Annotated in this window: 21 protein-coding genes, 1 rRNA gene and 1 other RNA gene; 7 read left to right on the top strand and 16 right to left on the bottom strand. The window is 65.6% G+C overall.

What is annotated here, in order from left to right:
• Together C1I89_RS29845 and C1I89_RS29840 are read right to left on the bottom strand one after the other, a co-directional pair.
• Nucleotides 1–464, bottom strand: a 16S ribosomal RNA gene (locus C1I89_RS29845); the annotation flags it as partial.
• A gap of 605 nt (nucleotides 465–1069) precedes the next feature.
• A complete protein-coding gene (locus C1I89_RS29840) occupies nucleotides 1070–1546 on the bottom strand; it encodes an Lrp/AsnC family transcriptional regulator (protein ID WP_102775877.1) in 477 nt (158 codons plus the stop codon).
• Nucleotides 1547–1702: 156 nt separating this feature from the next.
• Between C1I89_RS29840 and hppD the strand changes: the two genes are divergently transcribed.
• On the top strand, nucleotides 1703–2815 hold the full coding sequence (gene hppD / locus C1I89_RS29835) for a 4-hydroxyphenylpyruvate dioxygenase (RefSeq protein ID WP_102775876.1): 1113 nt from the start codon (nucleotides 1703–1705) through the stop codon (nucleotides 2813–2815).
• A 107-nt stretch (nucleotides 2816–2922) separates the two neighbouring features.
• On the opposite strand, the gene msrA is transcribed toward hppD, so the two are convergent.
• From msrA to ilvD, 3 genes are read right to left on the bottom strand one after another with little or no spacing between them, the layout of a single operon-like run.
• Complete coding sequence (gene msrA, locus C1I89_RS29830) at nucleotides 2923–3477, bottom strand: peptide-methionine (S)-S-oxide reductase MsrA (RefSeq protein ID WP_102775875.1); 555 nt, start codon at nucleotides 3475–3477, stop codon at nucleotides 2923–2925.
• 22 nt (nucleotides 3478–3499) lie between these two features.
• Complete coding sequence (locus C1I89_RS29825; protein WP_102775889.1) at nucleotides 3500–3835, bottom strand: c-type cytochrome; 336 nt, start codon at nucleotides 3833–3835, stop codon at nucleotides 3500–3502.
• Nucleotides 3819–5504 (bottom strand): dihydroxy-acid dehydratase, encoded by a 1686-nt coding sequence (gene ilvD / locus C1I89_RS29820; protein WP_102775874.1) that lies wholly within the window; start codon nucleotides 5502–5504, stop codon nucleotides 3819–3821. Before ilvD ends, C1I89_RS29825 begins: the two co-directional genes overlap by 17 nt.
• A 129-nt stretch (nucleotides 5505–5633) precedes the next feature.
• On the opposite strand from ilvD, the gene lgt reads away from it, so the two are divergent.
• Nucleotides 5634–6422 (top strand): prolipoprotein diacylglyceryl transferase, encoded by a 789-nt coding sequence (lgt, locus tag C1I89_RS29815; RefSeq protein WP_102775873.1) that lies wholly within the window; start codon nucleotides 5634–5636, stop codon nucleotides 6420–6422.
• On the opposite strand, the gene C1I89_RS29810 is transcribed toward lgt, so the two are convergent.
• The 4 genes from C1I89_RS29810 to C1I89_RS29795 form a co-directional block, all read right to left on the bottom strand.
• Nucleotides 6397–7149: an SIMPL domain-containing protein gene (locus tag C1I89_RS29810; protein WP_102775872.1), complete on the bottom strand. Its 753-nt coding sequence runs from the start codon at nucleotides 7147–7149 to the stop codon at nucleotides 6397–6399. The two genes, lgt and C1I89_RS29810, sit on opposite strands and share 26 nt — an antisense overlap.
• An 81-nt stretch (nucleotides 7150–7230) precedes the next feature.
• A non-coding RNA gene (ssrS, locus tag C1I89_RS29805) (6S RNA) lies at nucleotides 7231–7415 on the bottom strand.
• Between the two features lie 46 nt (nucleotides 7416–7461).
• Nucleotides 7462–7773, bottom strand: coding sequence for a cell division protein ZapA (locus C1I89_RS29800; protein WP_043542394.1), 312 nt, complete (start codon nucleotides 7771–7773; stop codon nucleotides 7462–7464).
• Nucleotides 7773–8219, bottom strand: a complete 447-nt coding sequence (locus C1I89_RS29795; RefSeq protein WP_168202269.1) for a hypothetical protein — start codon at nucleotides 8217–8219, stop codon at nucleotides 7773–7775. The genes C1I89_RS29800 and C1I89_RS29795 overlap by 1 nt, the downstream gene beginning before the upstream one ends.
• A 486-nt stretch (nucleotides 8220–8705) precedes the next feature.
• Between C1I89_RS29795 and C1I89_RS29790 the strand changes: the two genes are divergently transcribed.
• The 4 genes from C1I89_RS29790 to C1I89_RS29775 all read left to right on the top strand — a co-directional run bounded on the left by C1I89_RS29790 (nucleotide 8706) and on the right by C1I89_RS29775 (nucleotide 13416).
• Entirely contained in the window at nucleotides 8706–9170 is a 465-nt protein-coding gene (locus C1I89_RS29790) for a tripartite tricarboxylate transporter TctB family protein (RefSeq protein WP_102775870.1), read from the top strand.
• 13 nt (nucleotides 9171–9183) lie between these two features.
• Nucleotides 9184–10689, top strand: a complete 1506-nt coding sequence (locus tag C1I89_RS29785) for a tripartite tricarboxylate transporter permease (protein ID WP_102775869.1) — start codon at nucleotides 9184–9186, stop codon at nucleotides 10687–10689.
• Nucleotides 10690–10864: 175 nt separating this feature from the next.
• Nucleotides 10865–12454: a gamma-glutamyltransferase family protein gene (locus C1I89_RS29780; protein ID WP_102775868.1), complete on the top strand. Its 1590-nt coding sequence runs from the start codon at nucleotides 10865–10867 to the stop codon at nucleotides 12452–12454.
• A 56-nt stretch (nucleotides 12455–12510) separates the two neighbouring features.
• Entirely contained in the window at nucleotides 12511–13416 is a 906-nt protein-coding gene (locus C1I89_RS29775; RefSeq protein WP_102775867.1) for an NAD(P)-dependent oxidoreductase, read from the top strand.
• A gap of 63 nt (nucleotides 13417–13479) precedes the next feature.
• Here the strand turns inward: C1I89_RS29775 and C1I89_RS29770 are convergent, their stop codons facing one another.
• Nucleotides 13480–14109, bottom strand: a complete 630-nt coding sequence (locus C1I89_RS29770; protein ID WP_102775866.1) for an FMN-dependent NADH-azoreductase — start codon at nucleotides 14107–14109, stop codon at nucleotides 13480–13482.
• A gap of 139 nt (nucleotides 14110–14248) precedes the next feature.
• Here C1I89_RS29770 and C1I89_RS29765 point away from each other — a divergent pair, with 139 nt between their 5' ends.
• Nucleotides 14249–15184, top strand: coding sequence for a LysR family transcriptional regulator (locus tag C1I89_RS29765; RefSeq protein WP_102775865.1), 936 nt, complete (start codon nucleotides 14249–14251; stop codon nucleotides 15182–15184).
• Here C1I89_RS29765 and C1I89_RS29760 read toward each other — a convergent pair.
• The 6 genes from C1I89_RS29760 to C1I89_RS29735 all read right to left on the bottom strand — a co-directional run bounded on the left by C1I89_RS29760 (nucleotide 15178) and on the right by C1I89_RS29735 (nucleotide 21172).
• The gene (locus tag C1I89_RS29760) at nucleotides 15178–16107 is read right to left on the bottom strand and encodes a 2-hydroxyacid dehydrogenase (RefSeq protein WP_102775864.1); all 930 of its coding nucleotides are present in this window, start codon (nucleotides 16105–16107) and stop codon (nucleotides 15178–15180) included. The two genes, C1I89_RS29765 and C1I89_RS29760, sit on opposite strands and share 7 nt — an antisense overlap.
• A 104-nt stretch (nucleotides 16108–16211) precedes the next feature.
• Entirely contained in the window at nucleotides 16212–17741 is a 1530-nt protein-coding gene (locus C1I89_RS29755) for a tripartite tricarboxylate transporter permease (RefSeq protein WP_102775863.1), read from the bottom strand.
• Between the two features lie 6 nt (nucleotides 17742–17747).
• Complete coding sequence (locus tag C1I89_RS29750) at nucleotides 17748–18176, bottom strand: tripartite tricarboxylate transporter TctB family protein (protein WP_102775888.1); 429 nt, start codon at nucleotides 18174–18176, stop codon at nucleotides 17748–17750.
• A 244-nt stretch (nucleotides 18177–18420) separates the two neighbouring features.
• Nucleotides 18421–19938, bottom strand: coding sequence for a sensor histidine kinase (locus tag C1I89_RS29745; protein WP_102775862.1), 1518 nt, complete (start codon nucleotides 19936–19938; stop codon nucleotides 18421–18423).
• Entirely contained in the window at nucleotides 19939–20619 is a 681-nt protein-coding gene (locus C1I89_RS29740) for a response regulator (RefSeq protein WP_062681263.1), read from the bottom strand. It abuts the gene before it with no gap.
• Nucleotides 20600–21172, bottom strand: a complete 573-nt coding sequence (locus C1I89_RS29735) for an RNA pyrophosphohydrolase (protein ID WP_102775861.1) — start codon at nucleotides 21170–21172, stop codon at nucleotides 20600–20602. Before C1I89_RS29735 ends, C1I89_RS29740 begins: the two co-directional genes overlap by 20 nt.
• Nucleotides 21173–21194 lie beyond the last annotated feature (22 nt).

Below are 21194 nucleotides of genomic sequence, written 5' to 3'. Positions count from 1 at the left end.
GGTATTAGCCCGCGACGTTTCTTTCCTGCCAAAAGTGCTTTACAACCCGAAGGCCTTCATCGCACACGCGGGATGGCTGGATCAGGGTTTCCCCCATTGTCCAAAATTCCCCACTGCTGCCTCCCGTAGGAGTCTGGGCCGTGTCTCAGTCCCAGTGTGGCTGGTCGTCCTCTCAAACCAGCTACGGATCGTCGCCTTGGTAGGCCGTTACCCCACCAACTAGCTAATCCGATATCGGCCGCTCCAATAGTGCAAGGTCCGAAGATCCCCTGCTTTCCCCCGTAGGGCGTATGCGGTATTAGCTACGCTTTCGCGTAGTTATCCCCCGCTACTGGGCACGTTCCGATACATTACTCACCCGTTCGCCACTCGCCACCAGACCGAAGTCCGTGCTGCCGTTCGACTTGCATGTGTAAGGCATCCCGCTAGCGTTCAATCTGAGCCAGGATCAAACTCTTCAGTTCAATCTCTGTGTTTTGTTTCGTATTTCCTTGGTTCTAAAGAACCGAGTCATACGTCGCTGCTCAAAGGAAGTGAGGTATGTGCTTAGACTTGACATCTAAGGTACTTCACTTCAGTGAGCACTTGATTTCTTGTGCTTGTGACCAGGTTTAAAACCTGACCACTGCACTCGCATCAAGCGCCCACACTTATCGGTTGTTCAATTGTTAAAGAGCGGTACTGCTGTATCACTTACCAGCTATCGAAACATCAGGGTTAACCCTAAGTTTTCGGCAACTGCCAAGCCTGAAACTATAACACAGCTTTTGCAGATTTTGCAACTGGCTTCTGCCTAATTTGCATCCTATCTTGCAAAACCGCTAAACGCTTACCCGATCGTCTCGCGGCGGTCCTTTGGGGCTATCGCCCTGCCGGACCGGCTTTACTGCTTGCTTCGCTGCCCGAAAAACTGTTTGAACTGCGAAGGAGCGAGACTATAGCACAGAATTTAAACGTGTGTCGCCAGCATGACACTCTTTTTTCAGAAAAATGAATTTTTTGGGGGACGCACTCGGTCCGCCAGCCCTTCCCCTCTATATAGAGGGGGACGAAAAGCAAAGCCCGGGCGCTAGATGCGCAGCTCCGTCGTTTCCTTGATCTGCTGGAGCGCGAAGAAGGAACGCATGTCCACCACCGCCGGATGGCGCATGAGGGTATCCATGGCGAAGCGCGAGAAGTGCGCCAGGTCCGCCACCTGGATGCGCAACAGATAGTCCATGTCCCCGGACATGGCGTAGCACTCGACGACTTCCGGCCACAGCTGCACGTCGCGCGCGAAGTCGCTCATGGGCGCGTGGCTGGAGCCGCTGTGCTTGTTCAGGCGGATGTTCACGTAGGCCAGCAAGCCCAGGCCGACTTTTTCGGCGTCGATCAGCGCCACGTATTTCTTGATGAAGCCCTGCTCCTCGAGCCTGCGGACCCGGCGCAGGCAAGGGCTGGGCGATAGCGAAACGCGGTCGGCCAGTTCCTGGTTGCTCAGGCGTCCGTCGCGCTGCAATTCCGCCAAAATCCTTAGATCTGTCCTATCGAGCTCGATGCTAGACATTTTTAGCCCCCAACTTTCCAATCACGGCAATATTATTGCTCAGGGTACTGGCTTTTGAGCCATATTTGCAATTGTCTGCCTGCCGTTCCTTCCTACAATCTCCCTCTAGACTTGAATCAACAGGTCATCCTTAAAACGATGCAAGGGAGCAGACTTATGAGCAGCGCTTTCCAACCCTGGGACAACCCGATGGGCACCGCCGGGTTCGAATTCATTGAATACGCGGCGCCGGACCCCGTCGCGCTGCGCAAGGTGTTCGAGCTGCTGGGCTTCAAGGCCATCGCCCGCCACCGCCACAAGGACGTGACGCTGTACCGCCAGGGCGGCGTGAACTTCCTGATCAATGCCGAGCCGGATTCGTTCGCCCAGCGTTTCGCCCGCCTGCACGGCCCCTCGATCTGTGCAATCGGCTTTCGCGTGCAGGACGCCAACGCGGCCTACAAGCGGGCGCTGGAGCTGGGCGCCTGGGGCTTCGATTCGCACAGCGGCCCGATGGAACTGAACATTCCCGCCATCAAGGGCATCGGCGATTCGCTGATCTACCTGGTGGACCGCTGGAACGGCAAGGAAGGCCACGGCGGTATCGGCGACATCAGCATCTATGACGTGGACTTCGTGCCGGTGGACCCGGCCAACGCGCAGGCGGACCTGAACCATCGCGGCGCCGGCCTGACGCTGGTGGATCACCTGACGCACAACGTGCACAAGGGCCGCATGGCCGAGTGGGCGGAGTTCTACGAGCGCCTCTTCAATTTCCGCGAAGTGCGTTATTTCGACATCGAGGGCAAGGTGACGGGCGTGAAGTCCAAGGCCATGACCTCGCCCTGCGGCAATATCCGCATTCCGATCAACGAGGAAGGCACCGACGAGAAGGGCCAGATCCAGGAGTACCTGGACCTGTACCGCGGCGAAGGCATCCAGCACATCGCCATGGCCACGGAAGACATCTACGGCACCATCGAGGCGCTGCGCGCCAATGGCGTGGTGTTCCTGGACACGCCGGATACCTATTACGAACTGCTCGACCGCCGCCTGCCCAACCACGGCGAGGACGTGGCGCGCCTGCAGAAGAACCGCATCCTGCTCGACGGCGCCCCCGGCGGCGGCCTGCTGCTGCAGATCTTCACCGAGAACCAGATCGGCCCGATCTTCTTCGAGATCATCCAGCGCAAGGGCAACGACGGTTTCGGCGAAGGCAACTTCAAGGCCTTGTTCGAATCGATCGAGCTCGACCAGATGCGCCGCGGCGTGGTCAAGTCGGTGGACTGAACGCCGACGCCGCCAATACCGTCCTTCCCCGGCTCGGCGTGGCGCGCAAGCGCCCTCGCCGGCCTTCAGACCTCACCATCGCGGTGAGGTTTTTTTGCGTGGCCGACTTATTTTTTCAGCCGGTCCTGGAACTGCTTGCGAAACTTGGCGACCTTGGGCGCGATCACGAACTGGCAATAGCCTTGTTCGGGATGCAGGGCGAAATAGTCGCGATGGTAGTCTTCGGCCGGCCAGAAAGTGGCCGGCGCCAGCAGGCGCGTGACGATGGGCGCGTCGTAGACCTTATGCGCTTCGACCTCGGCGATGACGGCCTCGGCCTGCTCGCGCTGGGCCTCGTCCTGCCAGAAGATGGCGGATTCGTATTGCGGGCCGACGTCGTTGCCCTGGCGGCCCGGGGTGGTCGGATCGTGGGTCGCGAAGAACACGCGCAGCAGGTCGCTGTAGGACAGCTCGGCCGGATCGAACTCGATGCGCGCGACCTCGATGTGGCCGGTGTTCTTGCCGCATACCTGCTCGTAGCTGGGATGATCCACGTGGCCGCCGCTGTAGCCGGGCAGCACGCTCTTGACGCCGCGCAGGTCGGTGAACACCGCTTCGACGCACCAGAAGCAGCCGCCGCCGAGGACGGCGACCTCGTTGCCGGGAGAGGGTTGTTCTGCCATGACGATTCCTTTTCCTTGAGACTTACGGCTTGGCCGGCGCCAGCGACAGTATCCATTGCGCCAGCAGGCGGGCGTCTTCCTGGCTGACCTGGGTCTGGGCGGGCATGGGCACGGCGCCCCAGGCGCCGCGGCCGCCGCCGCGGATCTTGCCCGCCAGGTAGTCCACCATGGCGTCGCCCTGCCCCGCATAACGTTCGGCCACGCTCTTCAGGGGCGGGCCGACCCGCTTGGCCTCGACCTGGTGACAGGCCATGCAGGCCTTGCTCTTGGCCAGGTCCAGACCGGTGGTCTGGGCCTGCGCCGCGCCCGCGCCCAACGCGCAGGCGACGGCCAACAACAGATTACTCTTCAAATGCATCGGTTACGGCCCCACGGCTCGCGGTGCTGGCGAGCTTGCCGAACTTGGCAAGCACACCGCGTGTATAACGCGGCTTGGGCTGGACCCAGGCCTGGCGACGAGCCGCCATTTCTTCGTCGCTGATATTGAGCTGCAGCAGCAGCTTGTGGGCATCGATGGTAACCGAATCGCCCTCGCGGATCAGCGCGATCGGACCGCCGACGAAGGCCTCGGGCGCGACGTGGCCCACGACCATGCCCCAGGTGCCGCCGGAAAAGCGCCCGTCGGTGATGAGGCCCACGGTTTCGCCCAGGCCCTGGCCGACCAGCGCCGAGGTGGGCGCCAGCATTTCGCGCATGCCCGGACCGCCCTTGGGACCTTCGTAGCGGATGACCACGATGTCGCCGTCGCGGATCTGGCGCGCCATGATGGCCGCCATGGCCTCGTCCTCGGAATCGAAGACGCGCGCCGGCCCGGTGATGGCCGGGTTCTTGAGGCCAGTGATCTTGGCCACGCAGCCTTCGGGCGACAGGTTGCCCTTGAGGATGGCCAGGTGCCCCTGCGGATAGAGCGCGCGGTCCAGCGGCATGATGACGTCCTGGTCGGCGCGCGGCGCGTCGGGCACGTCGGCCAGAGTCTCGGCCACGGTCTTGCCGGTGATGGTGATGCAATCGCCATGCAGCAGGCCGGCGTTGAGCAGCAGCTTCATGACCTGCGGGATGCCGCCGGCGCGATGCAGGTCGGTCGCGACGTACTTGCCCGAAGGCTTGAGATCGCACAGCACCGGGACGCGCTTGCGGATGCGCTCGAAGTCGTCGATGGTCCACGGCACTTCGGCGGCGTGGGCAATGGCGAGGAAGTGCAGCACGGCATTGGTGGAGCCGCCGGTGGCCATGATGACGGACACGGCGTTCTCGATGGACTCGCGCGTGATGATGTCGCGCGGACGCAGCCCGCGCCTGACGGCCTCGACCAGCACGCGCGCCGATTCCGCGGCCGAGGCGACTTTTTCCTGGTCCTCGTTGGCCATGGTGCTGGAGTACGGCAGGCTCATGCCCATGGCTTCGAAGGCCGAGCTCATGGTGTTGGCGGTGTACATGCCGCCACAGGAGCCGGAGCCGGGGATGGCGCATTTCTCGATCTGCTTGAAGTCGGCTTCGGGCATGCGGCCCATGGTGTATTCGCCCACGGCCTCGAAGACGGACACGATGGTGAGGTCGTTGCCCTTGTAATGGCCCGGCTTGATGGTGCCGCCATAGACGTAGATGCCGGGCACGTTGGTGCGCGCCAGCGCGATCATGCCGCCCGGCATGTTCTTGTCGCAGCCGCCGATCACGACCACGCCGTCCATCCACTGCCCCTGCGCCGCGGTCTCGATGCAGTCGGCGATGACTTCGCGCGAAACCAGCGAGTACTTCATGCCCTCGGTGCCCATGGACATGCCGTCGGAGATCGTGGGCGTACCGAACACCTGGGGATTGGCGCTGGAGGCCCGGATGGCGTCGATGGCGGCGTCGGCCAGGCGCTGCAGGCCGCTATTGCACGGCGTGATGGTGGAATGGCCGTTGGCCACGCCGATCATGGGGTTGGCGAAATCCGATTCCTGATAACCGAGCGCGTAGTACATGGCGCGATTGGGCGCGCGCGCGACGCCTTCGGTGATGTGGCGGGAACGTTCGTTATGCGGCATGGTCTGTGTCTCCTGTCGGCCGCCGGGCGCGGAGCAGGTGGCCGCGCCCCGGGGGAGCTGGCTCGCTGGCTCGCGAATCTTCAGGGCTCGCCGGTTATTATCATTCAACTTCATTGTGTCGGGCAGAACATGCTGCAATATCCGAAATTCGACCCCGTGGCCCTGCAGATCGGACCACTGGCCATCCACTGGTACGGGCTGATGTACCTGCTGGGCTTCGCATTGGTGTACCTGCTGGGCCGCCGGCGCATCACCAGCGGCCACACCACCACGCTGAACGTGCGCGATCTGGAAGACCTGATTTTCTATAGCGTGCTGGGCGTGGTGCTGGGCGGGCGGCTGGGCTATGTGCTGTTCTACAAGCCCTCTTACTACCTGTCCAACCCGCTCGAAGTGCTGTACCTGTGGCAGGGCGGCATGTCGTTTCACGGCGGCCTGATCGGCGTGATCCTGGTGATGCTGCTCTTCGCGCGCAAGAAGAAGCTGCCGTTTTTCGCGATCAGCGACTTCATCGCGCCGCTGATTCCGCTGGGGCTGGGGTTCGGCCGCCTGGGCAATTTCATCAACGGCGAACTGTGGGGCCGGCCCACCGACGTGCCCTGGGCCATGGTGTTTCCGGGCAGCGGCGACGGCCTGGCACGCCATCCTTCGCAGCTCTATGAGCTGGGCCTGGAAGGCATCGTGCTGTTCGTGCTGCTGTGGTGGTTTTCGAGCAAGCCGCGGCCGCTGGGCCAGGTGAGCGCGCTGTTCCTGATGGGCTACGGAACGTTCCGCTTCCTGGTGGAGTTCACCCGCGAGCCGGATAATTTCCTGGGCCTGCTCGCGGGCGGGCTGAGCATGGGACAGTGGCTGTCCGTGCCGATGGTCGCCCTGGGCGCCATCATGTTCAGCCTTACTGCAAAACGATCGTCCCGTTGACGGCGATGCTGACCGTGACGTCTCCCGCTTCCAGCGGGACGTCCGGGCTGTAGCCGGCCGAAGCATCCTTGGCCATGGCCGCCCCCATCATGCGGGGCATGGGCATCGGCCCGCCGGAGCCGCCCAGCTCGAGCTTGCTGAGGCGGTAGCCGGAAAATCCGAAAGCATTGGACGCCGCCAGCGCGCGCTCCTTGAAGGCCTGCGCGGCTTCCTTGAGCAGCTTGCGCTCTTCGGCTTCGCGCGCCTCGCGCGACAGCAGGAAGCCGATATTGGAGATGGCGGTCTTGTCGGACAGCTTGGAAGCCAGCGCGGCGGCGGCCGCGAAATCCTTGGATTCGAGCACGACTTCGCCGTGGCCGCGCCAGGATGCGATCTTGCCCTTGTTATTGGTGTTGGGCCAGACGTTGTAGCTGCCGGTGCGCACTTCCACGCCCTTGACGTCGCGCGCGCGCTTGACCACGTCGTCCAGCGCGGCGCTCAGCTTCTTGCCGGCGGCCGGCTGGTCCGGCGCGTCGACTTCGGCCGACAGGGTGATGCGCACGGTGTCCTGCTTGACCTCGGAAGATGCGGTGGCCTGCAAGGACAGCTCGGGCGCGCGGCTGGCGGACGCTTCCGTGGCGGCGGGCGCCTGGGCCTGCGCATGAGCCGGTTGCACGGCGGCGAGCGCGGCCACGGCTGCGCACGCCGCACCCAATTTGGTCAGCGAAAAAACAGGGTGTTTGAACATGGACGAGTCCTAGGAGAGAGGACGATGGAGAGGGGTGGGGCGCCCGGCGCGGACCTGCGCCGATGGCAGGCCCGCTGGGATAGATGCCCCGCCTGTGCCGTCAAGGCCGGCATCTCGAACCCTGAGGTTCAAGGTGGTCGCGTTCCGTAGAGCATCGGGTTCGTCTGCGAGAGACGATCACTCCAGCTCTGCACTCCCGCAACCAATATGCCATAAGACATAGGTTCAGAGAATGTATGGCCTAGTCACGAACACGGCAGGGACAAACTGAAAAATCTGGACTGCAGCGTTGATGGCTGCAGCTGGCGAATGCTAGAGCAGCTTTTCCTGACCCGACAAGGCGTCATCGAGCACTGCATTCATGTCCTCGATTCTACGCTTGAAGTCGCCGACCGCCAAACCGCCCAGGGGACCATCGGGCGCTTTCATCGCAAGCAGTTCGCCCGCGATCTGCAGCGCGGCCATCACGGCGATGCGCTCGTTGCTGGAGACCTTGCCAGTGCCTTGAATGCGCAGCATGAGCTGGTCGACGTGGCGCACGGCGGCGACCAGCGTGGGCTTTTCTTCGGCCGAGCACGCCAGGGAATAGTCGCGCCCCAGTATCGTTACATCTACGCGTTCCATCAGTGTTGCTCTCCAGACGGCGCGCCCGGCAGACGGGCCAGCACGGCGTCGATGCGCTCGCGGGCCGTCGCGGCGGCCACGCGCAAGCGCTGTAGTTCGGTGTCGCGGTTCTGCAGGCTGCCCTGCAGTTCGGTTTCCCTGGCGGAGAAACGCGATTCGAGCGATTGGCGCTCGGCGGTCTCGCGGGCCAGTTGTTCGCGCAGCGCGGCCTCGGCCTGCTGGGCCTGCTCGAGCATGGCGGTGACGGCGCCGTCGTGTTCCTGAAGCTTGCTTTGCAGCGTGACGATCTCGGCCTCGCGCTCGGCGGCGCGCTGCTTCAGCACGCGCTGCTCAGCTTCGGATTCGTTAAGACGGGCGCGCAACGCGTCACGCTCTGCGTGGAGTTGGCGGGTGCGTTGCACCAGTTGCCCGATGCGGGCAGCGAGTTGGTCTAGATCTTGCAGCATGGGCGCTATCGTAAACCATCCTGGGTTGGACGGGGCCTCTTCACGCAAGGTGAGAAACCCGGCAATATTCAGTAGGAATTACGTCTGAAATTTCGGGATGCGACCTTACCCGATTCCAGCCGGAAAAAGAAACCCTCGAATCCGGCGCGCGGAAAGAATCCCTCATCTGGCCGATCCGGCTTTCGCATTTCTTTCTATAAACTTTCACTTAGCTTTCAAAAAGCCCTCAAACCTCCCCGCTCGTTACAACTGAGGTTCGGGAGTACCCGAATTTTAGGGAAAACCCCAGGCTTTCACCGAACTTACAGGGTTTGCAGCGTGGCAGGCGTCCATTACCATTCGCCCTTCCAAGAAACCACGCCGTCGCTTTCAAAAGAATAAATGGCACCCTGAAGTGCCTTTTTTGTGCCTGTCACCCGCCTTTCGCGAAGCCGTCGGGCCACAAACTTTTTTTCTCTACATGCTGTAAACAGGAGCCAAGCAATCATGCAGCTACGCAATCGACAGGACTTCTGGTCGGGGGTGATGTTCATCGTCCTCGGACTGGGATTCGCCTGGCAGGCCAGCAGCTACCAAATGGGTACTGCCGCACGGATGGGCCCAGGGTATTTTCCTTTCTGGCTAGGTATTGTTCTGGCATTGTTGGGCGCCATCGTGCTGCTCGGCTCGCTGTCCAAGAAAGCCCATGAAACGCACGTCGACAAGTTCGACTGGCGCATCGTCTTCCTGGTGGTCGGATCGGTCGTGCTCTACGGCTTCATCCTCAAACTGCTGGGCATCTACATTTCGGTATTCATCCTGGTTGTGGTCAGCAGCCTGGCCAGCCACGAGTTCAACCTGAAGGTCGCCGTCGCCAACGGCATCTTCCTGGTGATCTTCTCGTATCTGGCGTTCGTCAAGGGGCTGGGGCTGATTTTCCCGCTGTGGCCGTCCTTCCTGGGCATGAATTAAGGAGTAATCGGCCATGGAACTGTTGGATCACCTGATGCTGGGTTTCGGCGTGGCGTTCACGCCCGAAAACCTCGCCTACGCCCTGCTGGGCTGCATTCTGGGCACGCTGATCGGCGTGCTGCCGGGCATCGGCCCGGTCCCGACCATCGCGATGCTGCTGCCGATCACGTACGTGCTGCCGCCGATCGCCGGTCTCATCATGCTTGCGGGCATTTACTACGGCGCCCAGTACGGCGGCTCCACGACGGCCATTCTGGTGGCGCTGCCAGGGGAGACATCCGCGGTGGTGACCGTGCTGGACGGGCACCAGATGGCGCGCAACGGCCGCGCAGGCGCGGCCCTGGCGATCGCCGCCCTGGGTTCGTTCTTCGCCGGCTGCGTGGCCACCCTGCTGCTGGCCGCGTTCGCGCCCCCGCTGGCTGAAGTCGCGTTCAAGTTCGGCCCCGCCGAGTACTTCTCGCTGATGTGCCTGGGCCTGGTCGGCGCCGTGGTGCTGGCTTCGGGTTCGCTGCCCAAGGCCATCTGCATGATCCTGCTGGGCCTGCTGCTGGGCATGGTGGGCACCGACGTGAACTCGGGCGTGGCCCGCTACGACTTCGGCATTCCCGAACTGCAGGACGGCATCGACTTCGCCATCGTGGCCATGGGCGTGTTCGGCTTCGCCGAAATCATGACCAACCTCGAGCAGAAGGAAAACCGCGTCGACATCACCGACAAGATCGGCACGCTGTACCCGAACCTGCAGGAATTCAAGGAAGCCGCTCCCGCCGTCGTGCGCGGCACGGCCCTGGGTTCGGCGCTGGGTATCCTGCCGGGCGGTGGCGCGGTGCTGTCGTCGTTCGCTTCCTACACGCTGGAAAAGAAGATCTCCAAGAATCCGGAGCGCTTCGGCAAGGGTCACCCGGCCGGCCTGGCCGGTCCGGAATCGGCCAACAACGCCGCCGCCCAGACCTCGTTCATCCCGCTGCTGACCCTGGGTATCCCGGGCAACGCCGTGATGGCGCTGATGGTCGGCGCGATGACCATCCACAACATCCAGCCCGGCCCGCAAGTCATGACGAGCCACCCGGAGCTGTTCTGGGGCCTGATCGCCTCGATGTGGATCGGCAACCTGATGCTGGTGGTGCTGAACCTGCCGCTGATCGGCCTGTGGGTCAAGCTGCTCAAGGTGCCCTACCGCATCCTGTTCCCGGCGATTCTGGTGTTCTGCACGATCGGTGTGTACTCGTTGAACTACAACACCTTCGACATCTTCACCACCGCCATCTTCGGCATCATCGGCTACGTGTGGTCCAAGCTGAAGTGCGAAGGCGCCCCGCTGCTGCTGGGCCTGGTGCTGGGCCCCATGATGGAAGAGAACTTCCGTCGCGCCCTGCTGCTGTCGCGCGGCGACTTCAGCACCTTCGTGACGCGTCCGCTGTCGGCCTCGCTGCTGGCTGTGGCCGTGTTCCTGGTGGTGCTGGTGGCCCTGCCGGCCATCCGCAAGAAGCGCGAAGAGACCTTCGTCGAAGAAGACTGATCCCGGCGCGCCGCCCCGCGGCGCACGCCAGCCAAGATCCCCGGCCCCGGCCGGGGATTTTTTTTGCCTTTCCGACAGTCCCAGGACGCGACCAATCGATACTGCGCAATACAAATTGTTCCGCCGCGCCGATCTCCTACGTTAAGCTACGGGTTTACCCCATGCGGCATTCGAGATGAATTTCGACTGGAACAACCCCTACCCCGGCACGCGCCGGCCGGTGTACGCCAGCAATATGGTCGCGGCCTCGCAGCCGCTGGCGGCCCAGGCCGGCCTGTGTATCCTGGCCCGCGGCGGCAACGCGGTCGACGCCGCCATCGCGGCGGCGGCCACGCAGGCCCTGACCGAGCCGACCGCCAACGGATTGGGCTCGGATTGCTGCGCGATCGTCTGGGACGGCTCCAGGCTGCACGGGCTGAATGCATCGGGCGCGGCGCCCGCGGCCTGGAACCTGGATTATTTCCGGCGCAAGCACCAGGGGCGGATTCCCGCGCGCGGCTGGGACAGCGTCACGGTGCCGGGCTGCGTGGCGGGCTGGGCCGCCCTGCACGAGAAGCTGGGCCGCATGTCCTTCGCCGACGTGCTCGAACCGGCCATCGAATACGCCGAACGCGGCTTCGCCGTCTCCGCGGCCGTCCAGCGGAAATGGGCGGCCCAGGCCGACGAACTGCAGCCGCAGCCGGGATACGCCGAGCACTTCCTGCCCCGCGGCCGCCCGCCTCAGGTCGGAGAGCACTTCGTGCTGCAGGGGGCCGCGGCCACGCTCAAGCGCATCGCCGCCAGCGGCGGACGCGATTTCTACGAAGGGGAAACGGCACACAAGCTGGTCGCGCATGCCCAGGCGCACGACGCCGTGCTGACCCTGGCCGACCTGCGCGACTACGCGCCCCAATGGACCTGCCCCGTCGGCCAGACGTACCGCGGCCATACGCTGCATCAGCTGGCCCCCGGCGGCCAGGGCATCGCCGCCCTGCTCGCGCTGGGCATGCTGCAGCATTTCGACGTGGCCGCCCGCCCCGTCGACCATCCCGACACGCAGCACCTGCTGATCGAGGCCATGAAGCTGGCCCAGGCCGACGCCGCCGCGCGTCGCCCGGGCATGACGCCCGAAGACCTGCTCCAGGCCGGGCACCTGGCCGAGCGCGCGCGGCTGATCGATCCGGCCCATGCCCGGCGCGGCGCGGGCGGCAACGCGCCGCATGCGGACGCGATCTGCCTGAGCGCGGTCGACCGCAACGGCATGATGGTGAGCCTGGCCCAGTCGAGCCACATGGGATTCGGCTCGGGCGTGGTGGTGCCCGGCACCGGCGTCAGCCTGCAAAACGGCGGCCACGGGTTCAGCGCCGATGCCGGCCATCCGGACGCGGTGGCCGGCGGCAAGCGGCCGGCACACGCCGCCCTGCCGGCTTTCCTGATGCGCGACGGCGCGCCCGTGATGAGCTTCGGCGTCGTGGGCGGCGACATGCAGCCCCAGGGGCAGGTGCAGGCGCTGGTGCGCATGCTGGACTACGGCCAGCAGCCGCAGGCCGCCTGCGACGCGCCGCGCTGGAGATGGCGCCACGGCCAGACGCTGGACGTGGAATCGGGCCTGGCGCCGTCCGTGGCGCAGGGCCTGCTGGCGCGGGGCCACGCGTTGCTGGCCGCGCAAGACCCGGGGCAGGATTTCGGGTCGGGCCAATTCATCTGGCGGCTGGGCGATCCGGCCGTCGATGGCTATGTCGGCGCCAGCGACGGCAGGCGCGATGGGCTCGCCGCCGGCTTTTGATTGCGTTAAGGTTACTGTCCTCAGACTGACCTTACCCTCATAGAGCGGAGTCCTGCATGGCAACGATCGGTACCAAGAGCTACGACGCGGCGGTAGCCCAGAAAGTCACTTTCCTCGGATTGGGCGTGATGGGCCTGCCCATGGCCGGCCATCTGGCCCGCGCGGGCCATGACGTCACCGTCTACAACCGCACGCCGGCCAAGGCCCAGGCCTGGGTGGCCGAATTCGGCGGCAAGAGCGCGGCCACGCCGCGCGAAGCCGTCGCCGGCGCGCAGATCGTGTTCGCCTGCGTCGGCAACGACGACGACTTGCGCAGCGTGGTGCTGGGGCCGGACGGCGCGTTCGCGGGCATGGCGCCGGGCGCGGTGTTCGTGGACCACACCACGGCCTCGGCCGACGTGGCGCGCGAACTCTATGCGCAGGCCAAGGAGCTGGGCCTGAACTTCATCGACGCCCCGGTGTCCGGCGGACAGGCGGGCGCGGTCAACGGCGTGCTGACCATCATGTGCGGCGGCGAGCCGGCCGTGTTCGACGCGATCAAGCCGGTGGCGCAGTGCTTCGGCCGCGCCGTCACGCTGGTGGGCCCTCCGGGAGCCGGCCAGCTGGCCAAGATGGTCAACCAGATCTGCATCGCCGGCGTGGTGCAGGGGCTGTCGGAAGCCATTGCGTTCGGCCAGGCCGCCGACCTGGACATGAAGCTGGTGCTGGACGTGATCAGCAAGGGCGCGGCGCAAAGCTGGCAGATGGAGAACCGCGGCGGCACCATGGTCGACGACAAGTTCGATTTCGGCTTCGCGGTGGACTGGATGCGCAAGGACCTCGGGCTGGTGCTGGCGGAGGCGCGCCACAACGGCGCCCGCCTGCCGCTGACGGCCCTGGTGGACCAGTTCTACGGCGACGTCCAGAAGATGGGCGGAGGCCGCTGGGACACGTCCAGCCTGATCAAGCGCCTGCGCGACTGAACGCCGCAGTCAAGCAAAAAGGCGAGCCCTGGGGCTCGCCTTTTTTTGGCCCGACGACCGGGCTTATGCAGCGATGCCGACCGGCGCCGCGTCGGCCAGCAGCGCGTCGATGCGCTGTTTGGCCTGCGCCACGCCTTCCAGCGCCGCGACTTCGCCCATGGCCATGCCCTCGGCGGCGATGAAGGTCACGTCGTCCATGCCCAGGAAGCCCAGCATCTGGCGCAGGTAAGGCGTGAGCGTATCGGCGGGCGTGCCTTCGGCCTTGCCGCCGCGGGCGGTCAGCACCAGCACCTCTTTGCCCTTGACCAGGCCTTCCGGCACGCCTTCGGACGTATAGCGGAAGGTGACGCCGGCGCGAGCGACGTAATCCAGGTAGGTCTTGAACTGCGCGGGCAGGCTGAAGTTGTAGACGGGCACGGCGAAGACGATGCGGTCGGCTTCCATCAGTTCGGCGATCAGGGCATCGCCCAGTTCGACGATGCGGTGCTGCTCGGCCGTGCGGGCGTCGGACGGCGTGAACAGCGCGCCGACGGTGGCGCCGTCGAAATACGGCAGGGGCTGGGCGCCGATGTCGCGGATCTTGACCGCCGCGGCGGGGTTGGCGGACTTGATGCGCGCAATCAGGTGATCGGCCAATTGCTTGCTGTTGGAACGATCGCCGAGAATCGAGGAAAGGATAACCAGGGTCTTCATTGCAAATATCTCCAGTGGGCGGGGGCCTGTCGCGGTCTTGGCTCGGGCAGGCGCCGAATGCATGGCCTCACTGTAACTGGGCTGATTGCACATATAAATGGGGTTATGATGAACTGTTCGTTCCAAGTGCAGAACAATCATGCAAGACCTCAATGATCTCTATTATTTTTCCCAGGTCGTCGAGCAAGGCGGTTTCAGCGCCGCGGCGCGGGCGCTGGACATCCCCAAATCCCGCCTGTCGCGCCGGATCTCCCACCTGGAGGAAAGCCTGGGCGTACGCCTGCTGCAACGCACGACGCGGCGTCTGCGACTGACTTCGGCCGGCGAGCGCTATCTGCACTATTGCCGCGAAATGGCGGCTTCGGCGCGCGCGGCCGACGAGGCCATGCGCCAGCTGCAGTCCGAGCCCAGCGGGCCTGTGATCGTCAGTTGCCCGGTTTCCATCGCCCAGGACGTGCTGGCGCCGCTGTTGCCGGAATTCCTGGACGCCTGGCCGGCGATATCGGTGCAGTTGCTGGTGACCAACCGCCGCGTGGACCTGATACGCGAGGGGGTGGACCTGGCGCTGCGGGTGCGCACCAAGCTGGATACGGACGCGGAACTGGTGGTGCGCCACTTCGGCACCGGACGCGGCACGCTGGTCGCCAGCCCGGGCTACCTGCAGCGCCACGGCACGCCCGACAGCCCGCAGGACCTGGCCACCCACACCACGCTGAGCTTCAGCGACCCGCAGCACGAGGTGCGCTGGCCGCTGCGCAACGACAAGGGCGAAGAGGTGAGCATCGAGCTCAAGCCGCAGTTGTCCTGCAACGACTTCATCGTGCTGACCGAGGCGGCGGTGCGCGGCCGCGGCATCGCGCTGCTGCCGTCGATCGCCACGCATGAAGAGCTGCGCCGCGGCCAGCTGGTGCAGGTGCTGCCGCAATGGCAGTCGCCCGAAGGTATCGTGCACTGTATCTACCCGTCGCGCCGCGGCATGATGCCCGCGGTGCGCGCGCTGCTCGATTTCCTGTCCGAGCGCCTGCCTTCCATGTACCAGCGGCTGGAAAAGGCGCCGACCGCGGCGGCTCAGTAGCCCCGCTCGCGCTCCACCACGCCGCTGATGGCCTCGCCGCGCTGCAGCTGCGCGACCTTGGCCGCGATCTGGGCGATGCTTTCGTCGCGCAGCGTGCGCGCCGCGATATGCGGCGTGACGTGCACGCGCGCATCGCGCCAGAAGGGATGGTCGCGCGGCAGCGGCTCGGTGTGGAACACGTCCAGCGTGGCGCCGGCGATCTCGCCCTCTTCCAGCATCTGCACCAGGTCGTCCTCGACCAGGTGCTCGCCGCGGCCGACGTTGACCAGATGGGCGCCGGGCAGCAGCCGCGACAGCGTGTCCCGATTGAGGATGCCGGCCGTATCCGGCGTGAGCGGCAGGACGTTGACCAGGAAGCGCGTGCGCGCCAGGAACGCCGGCAGCGCGTCCATGCCCGCATAGGATTCGACGCCCGGGATGTCGCGCGGCGAACGCGACCAGCCCGCCACCGGATAGCCGAAGCCGGCCAGCGTCTGCGCCACGCGCAGGCCCACCTGGCCCAGCCCCAGCACGCCCACCGGCCAGTCGGCCGGCCGGCTGCCTTCGCCCGGCTCCCAGTGCTGGCGCGCCTGGGCGCGGTCGAAGGCTTCGAAATCGCGCGAGACGCGCAGCAGCGCGTACAACGCATACTCGGCCATCTGCAGCGCCATGCCCGCGTCTTCGAGGCGCACGATGCGCACGTGCGGCGGGATCTCGGGCATTTTCAGCAGGGCGTCGACGCCCGCCCCCAGGTTGAACAGCGTAGTCAGGCCGGTTTCGTGCCTGAACAGTTCGGCCGGCGGACGCCACACCAGCGCGACGTCGGCGCCCGACGGCGGGCCTTCGGGGTTCCATACCGAAATGCGGCAGCCGGGCATGGCGGCCTCCAGCAGGGGCACCCAGGCGTCGGGATCGTGGTGGGGACAGGCGAACAGGATGTGCATGGCGGCTTTCGTATGCGGAACTCAGGAACCCCCAAGCATGAGGGATGCCGCCCGACAAATCAAACGGCCCGGCGAAAGCGCCGGGCCGATCCGGATCGCGCCGTTCAGGCCGCCTGCGGCACTTCGGGCTTGCCGCGGCCCTTGCCGCGGCCGCGGCGCAGGAAGGCCCACACCTGCAGCGCGATCAGCAAGGCGCTGGCCGCGATGAACCAGGCGCTGATCGGACGCTCGATGAACACGCCCAGATCTCCGCGCGACAGCAGCAGCGCGCGGCGGAAATTCTCTTCCACCATCGGCCCGAGCACGAAGCCCAGCAGGATGGGCGCGACCGAGAATTCCAGCGTCATCAGGATGGCGCCGATCACGCCGAAAGCAAGCACCTCCCAGATCTGGAAGAGGCTGTTCTGCGTGCTGAACACCCCCACCGCGATGAAGAACAGCGCGGACGGGAACAGGTAGCGGTAAGGCACCTGCAGCAGTTTCACCCACACGCCGATCAACGGCACGTTCAGCACCATCAGCAGCACGTTGCCGACCCAGAAGCTGGCGATCAGGCCCCAGAAGATGTCCGGATGTTCGGTGATCAGCTGCGGGCCGGGCTGGATGCCCTGGATCAGCAGCGCGCCCAGGATCAGCGCCATCACCGCGTCGCCCGGAATGCCCAGGCTCATCGTCGGGATGAAGTCGACCTGCGTCTTGGAGTGCGACGAGGCTTCGGGCGAGGCCACGCCGGCGATCATGCCGGTGCCGAATTTTTCCGGCGTCTTGGAGATCTTGCGTTCCAGCGCGTAGGACACGAAGGTGGTGATCGTCGGGCCGGTGCCCGGCATGGCGCCGAACAGCGTGCCCACCGTGGTGCCGCGGACCATGGGCCAGAAGGCGGTCTTGAGCTCCTGGCGGCTGGGCCGCATGTCCTTCAGGCGCAGCTTGGCGCCGCTGCCGATGATGCTCATGCGGTTGACGCTCATGAGGAAGTCGGCCACGCCGAACAGGCCCATCGAGATCGCCACCAGCTCCAGGCCGTCGGACAGATCCAGCAGGCCGAACGAAAAGCGGATGGTGCCGGTGTTGACGTCGGTGCCCACCACCCCGCACATCAGGCCGAACAGGGTCATCGCCACGCCCTTCAGCGGCGAGCCGCGCGACATGGTCGCGCCGGCCAGCAGCCCCAGCAGCATGATCGAGAAGATCTCGGTCGGGCCGAACTTGAACGCCACCTCCACCAGCAGCGGCGAGGCGAAGATCATGACGATGATGCCTACGGATGCGGCGAAGAACGAGCAGATCATGGTGATGCCCAGCGCCGTTCCTCCCTTGCCCTGCTTGGTCAGCGGATAGCCGTCCAGGCAGGTCACCGCATGCGGCGGATGCGAAGGCAGGTTGAGCAGGATCGCGCCGATGGCGCCGCCGTATTGCGAGCCGTAGAAAATCCCGGCCAGCATCAGGATGGCGGGCACCGGATGCATCACATAGGTCAGCGGCAGCAGGATCGAAATGGCCGACAGCGCGCCCATGCCGGGCAGCACGCCGATGAGGTTGCCCACCAGCACGCCGAAGAACGACCACATCAGGTTATGCCACTGGAACGCGACGCCGAAGCCGTACCAGAGGTCCATCAAGGATTGGGAGATCATGGCGCTTCAACCCCAGCGAAACAGCGGCATCTGCAGTTGCAGCGCCCACCAGAAAACGACGACCGCGATCGCGACCATGGCGATCGACAGCAGGAACGCCTGTTTGACCGTGTTCTTGCGGTCGCCCAGCGCGGATATGAACACGATGGCGAAGGTCGCCGGCAGCAGGCCGCCGTAGTGGCCGAGCAGCAGAAATGCCAGGATGCCCAGCAGGATGCAGGCGCCGCCACGCAGGTCCGGCAGGCCGTGGGCGTGGCCCTCGCCCGGCGCGGCGCCGCCGCTTTCGCCGGAACGCGCCGACAGCGCGATCAGCACGCCGGTCAGCGCCAGCAGTCCGCCCAGCGCCGCCGGAAAGAATCCGGGGCCCATGTGGCTGAGCGTGCCGACGTGATAGTCGGTTCCGCCGTATATGGCGCCCAGGCCGATGAGGACCATCAGCGCGCCGCCGTAATAGTCCTTTCTGTTGATGGTTTTTTGCACGTCTTCCTCCTTCCTCACAGGCCTTTGCAGCCCTGAATGCGCCGCCCGGAACGGACGCCGCGGCCGCTTGCGACAGGCCGGAGGGCAGATTACGGAAGGAAGCTGCGGATTCGCTTTCTGTGCGCTGTCGCCTTGCTGAATCCAGGGGTAATCCCTGAGCGGCGGGCGTGTCGCATGCGTAAGCGACGGTGACGGCGCGCTATTGCTCGCCCTTGAGTTCGACGTCGGCCGGGCGCGGATACTGCGAGACCGTGGAGGCGATCGGCAGCCACAGCACGGAAGCCAGGCCGACGCCGCCCTGCGCGTTGGGCTCGCCGTCGCGCAGTTCGATGTCGCCGTCGTTGCGGCGCGCGTAGGCGCGCGCGATCGCCAGCCCCAGGCCCGAGCCCGAGGAGGCGACCGGCTTGTCGGTGCCGACCCGCTCGAAGCGCGCGAACGCGCGCTGGCGCAGCACCGGGTCCAGCCCGGGGCCGTTGTCGGACACGGCGACCTCGGCGCGGCCGTCCTGGCGGCAGACCGATACGGTGATGCGCGCGCCGGGGTTCGTGTAGTGGATGGCGTTATGGACCAGGTTGGACAGGGCCTCGTGCAGCTCGGCCTCGTTGCCCGAGACCGGCACGGGGGTTTCCTGCCCTTCTTCGGCGCCGGCCGGCACCCAGCCCAGGTCCTGCTGTTTCTCGTGCGCCAGCGGCAGGTACTGCAGCACCACCTCGCGCGACACGGCGTTGAGGTCCAGCACTTGGCGCGGCAGCGGATCGGCCTGGTTGGCGTGCGCCAGCGACAGCAGCTGTTCGGTCAGGCGGCGGGTGCGGCCCAGCTGGTCAACGATGGCGCGCAGGCCCTCCTGCGCGCGCGCCGGATCGCGCTCGCGCAGCGCGTACTGCGCCTGCGTCAGCATGATGGCCAGCGGCGTGCGCAACTGGTGGGAGGCGTCGGCCAGGAAGTGCGACTGCTCGTCCAGCACCCGGCGGTAGCGCGCGATATGGTGGTTGACGGCGTCGACCAGCGGGCTGACCTCGCTGGGCACGCGCGAGGCGTCCAGCGGCGTCAGGTCGTCGGGCCGGCGCCCGCGGATATCGTTGCGCAGCCGGCGCAGCGGCTTCAGGGCCCACGACACGCCCCACCACACCAGCAGCGCCACCAGGGCCAGCATGCGCGTGTCGCGCAGGATTTCCTGGCGGCGCGCGCGGTTCTCGGCCTCGATGCGCTTGCCGGTGCTTTCGGCCACCACCACCAGCACCTGCCGGTGCTGCCCCTTGTAGTAGAGATCGCGCACCACCGCAACGACCCGCACCGGGTCGTTGCGGTAGACGCTGTCGTAGAAGACCGGCTGGCCGTTGGAGCGCGGCCAGCTCGGCGGACGCGGCATTTCGGGCATGCCCAGCAAGGTCTTGCCCTGGTCCTGCGGCACCGGCGAGCCGTCCGGCAGCGGCGGGTCCATTTCTTCGATGCGGAAATACTTGCGCAGGCCGGCGCGCGATTCCAGCATGACCTGCGCATAGAGCGGCGTGGCCACCTGCAGCCTGCCCTCGGGCGTGAATTCCAGGCTGCTTTCGAGCACGCGCGCCGGCTCGACCAGCGCGCTGTCGTAGGCTTCGTTGGTGATTTCGGCCAGCGTGCGGTAGTCGTTCAGGCTGTCGACGACCAGCAGCACCACCACGCCCGGCAGCAGCAGGATGATGAGCAGCGCACGGATGCCGACGCGCGGCAACTTCATCTAGGCCGACTCGCTGGCGACGCTTTCCAGCATGTACCCCAGCCCGCGGACCGTGACGATGCGCACGTCGCTGCCGGCCAGCTTCTTGCGCAGCCGGTGCAGCACGACCTCGATGGCGTCGGGGTTGGCTTCGCTGTCGTGGGTGAAGACCTTGCCGAACAGCTGCGACTTGTCCACCGGGTAGCCGCTGCGGGTCAGCAGGGCCGCCAGCGCGGCGTGTTCGCGCGGGGTGAGAAACAGCAGCGAGCCGTCCAGCGTGAAGGCGCGGCTTTCGCTGTCGTAGGACAGCGAGCCGCACTGCAGCCGCGGATGCTGGCGGCCGCGGCTGCGGCGCACCAGGGCGGTGAGGCGGGCTTCCAGTTCTTCGAGGGCGAAGGGCTTGGTCAGGAAATCGTCGGCGCCCAGGTTCAGGCCGCGCACGCGGTCCTGCAGCGCGCCCTGCGCGGTCAAGAGCAGCACCGGCGTGCGGTCGTCGCGGTTGCGCATCTCGCGCAGGACCACCAGCCCGTGCTTGTCGGGCAGGCGCAGGTCCATGACGATGGCGTCGTACTCCGTGCCGGCCATGAAGGCTTCGGCCGTCCGGGCATCGGCCGCGTGGTCGGGCACGAACCCGCTCTGGGCGAGCGCGCGCATCAACCAGGACGCCATGTCCCGTTCGTCTTCAACCAACAATATGCGCATGACCGTCCGTTCCTTCGGGCAAATTCTCAGCCGCACGTTGTCCGTGCACCCGCTGGCGCAAGTAGCGGGTTTCGTGGTGACGCCGAAAGAGGATCGCCGACAACTCGTTCAACGCCTGGGTATAGACGTCGCGCTTGAACTCGATCACGGCATCCAGCGGAACCCAGTACTGGCTCCAGCGCCAGGCGTCGAATTCCGGATGCTGCGTCGCGCGCAGGCAAACGTCGCTGTCACGGCCGACCAGGCGCAACAAGAACCAAATCTGCTTTTGTCCTTTATAGTGGCCGCGCCACTCACGCCGGACGAAGTGATCGGGCACGTTATAACGTAACCAATCGCGTGTACGCCCCAAAATGCGGACATGCTCGGGCTTCAGGCCCACCTCTTCATGGAGCTCGCGATACATGGCCTGCACCGGGCTTTCGCCGTACTTGATGCCGCCCTGGGGGAACTGCCATGCATGTTCCCTGATACGCTTGCCCCAAAAGACCTCGTTTTTGGTGTTGACGAGAATGATGCCGACATTGGGGCGGTAGCCTTCGCGGTCAAGCATGGGCCACCCCCACCGAATTCAA

This window comes from Achromobacter pulmonis (assembly GCF_002885955.2).
GTDB classification, from domain to species: Bacteria; Pseudomonadota; Gammaproteobacteria; order Burkholderiales; family Burkholderiaceae_B; genus Achromobacter; species Achromobacter pulmonis_A.
The sequence above is the reverse complement of the archived record's forward strand: the minus strand, read 5'-3'. Positions and strand labels throughout refer to the sequence as shown.

What these genes read in the sequence shown, in the direction of transcription:
- C1I89_RS29840 (WP_102775877.1), bottom strand. Translation starts at nt 1,546, where the DNA reads ATGTCTAGCATCGAGCTCGATAGGACAGATCTAAGGATTTTGGCGGAA.
- hppD (WP_102775876.1), top strand. Translation starts at nt 1,703, where the DNA reads ATGAGCAGCGCTTTCCAACCCTGGGACAACCCGATGGGCACCGCCGGG.
- msrA (WP_102775875.1), bottom strand. Translation starts at nt 3,477, where the DNA reads ATGGCAGAACAACCCTCTCCCGGCAACGAGGTCGCCGTCCTCGGCGGC.
- C1I89_RS29825 (WP_102775889.1), bottom strand. Translation starts at nt 3,835, where the DNA reads ATGCATTTGAAGAGTAATCTGTTGTTGGCCGTCGCCTGCGCGTTGGGC.
- ilvD (WP_102775874.1), bottom strand. Translation starts at nt 5,504, where the DNA reads ATGCCGCATAACGAACGTTCCCGCCACATCACCGAAGGCGTCGCGCGC.
- lgt (WP_102775873.1), top strand. Translation starts at nt 5,634, where the DNA reads ATGCTGCAATATCCGAAATTCGACCCCGTGGCCCTGCAGATCGGACCA.
- C1I89_RS29810 (WP_102775872.1), bottom strand. Translation starts at nt 7,149, where the DNA reads ATGTTCAAACACCCTGTTTTTTCGCTGACCAAATTGGGTGCGGCGTGC.
- C1I89_RS29800 (WP_043542394.1), bottom strand. Translation starts at nt 7,773, where the DNA reads ATGGAACGCGTAGATGTAACGATACTGGGGCGCGACTATTCCCTGGCG.
- C1I89_RS29795 (WP_168202269.1), bottom strand. Translation starts at nt 8,219, where the DNA reads ATGCTGCAAGATCTAGACCAACTCGCTGCCCGCATCGGGCAACTGGTG.
- C1I89_RS29790 (WP_102775870.1), top strand. Translation starts at nt 8,706, where the DNA reads ATGCAGCTACGCAATCGACAGGACTTCTGGTCGGGGGTGATGTTCATC.
- C1I89_RS29785 (WP_102775869.1), top strand. Translation starts at nt 9,184, where the DNA reads ATGGAACTGTTGGATCACCTGATGCTGGGTTTCGGCGTGGCGTTCACG.
- C1I89_RS29780 (WP_102775868.1), top strand. Translation starts at nt 10,865, where the DNA reads ATGAATTTCGACTGGAACAACCCCTACCCCGGCACGCGCCGGCCGGTG.
- C1I89_RS29775 (WP_102775867.1), top strand. Translation starts at nt 12,511, where the DNA reads ATGGCAACGATCGGTACCAAGAGCTACGACGCGGCGGTAGCCCAGAAA.
- C1I89_RS29770 (WP_102775866.1), bottom strand. Translation starts at nt 14,109, where the DNA reads ATGAAGACCCTGGTTATCCTTTCCTCGATTCTCGGCGATCGTTCCAAC.
- C1I89_RS29765 (WP_102775865.1), top strand. Translation starts at nt 14,249, where the DNA reads ATGCAAGACCTCAATGATCTCTATTATTTTTCCCAGGTCGTCGAGCAA.
- C1I89_RS29760 (WP_102775864.1), bottom strand. Translation starts at nt 16,107, where the DNA reads ATGCACATCCTGTTCGCCTGTCCCCACCACGATCCCGACGCCTGGGTG.
- C1I89_RS29755 (WP_102775863.1), bottom strand. Translation starts at nt 17,741, where the DNA reads ATGATCTCCCAATCCTTGATGGACCTCTGGTACGGCTTCGGCGTCGCG.
- C1I89_RS29750 (WP_102775888.1), bottom strand. Translation starts at nt 18,176, where the DNA reads ATGGTCCTCATCGGCCTGGGCGCCATATACGGCGGAACCGACTATCAC.
- C1I89_RS29745 (WP_102775862.1), bottom strand. Translation starts at nt 19,938, where the DNA reads ATGAAGTTGCCGCGCGTCGGCATCCGTGCGCTGCTCATCATCCTGCTG.
- C1I89_RS29740 (WP_062681263.1), bottom strand. Translation starts at nt 20,619, where the DNA reads ATGCGCATATTGTTGGTTGAAGACGAACGGGACATGGCGTCCTGGTTG.
- C1I89_RS29735 (WP_102775861.1), bottom strand. Translation starts at nt 21,172, where the DNA reads ATGCTTGACCGCGAAGGCTACCGCCCCAATGTCGGCATCATTCTCGTC.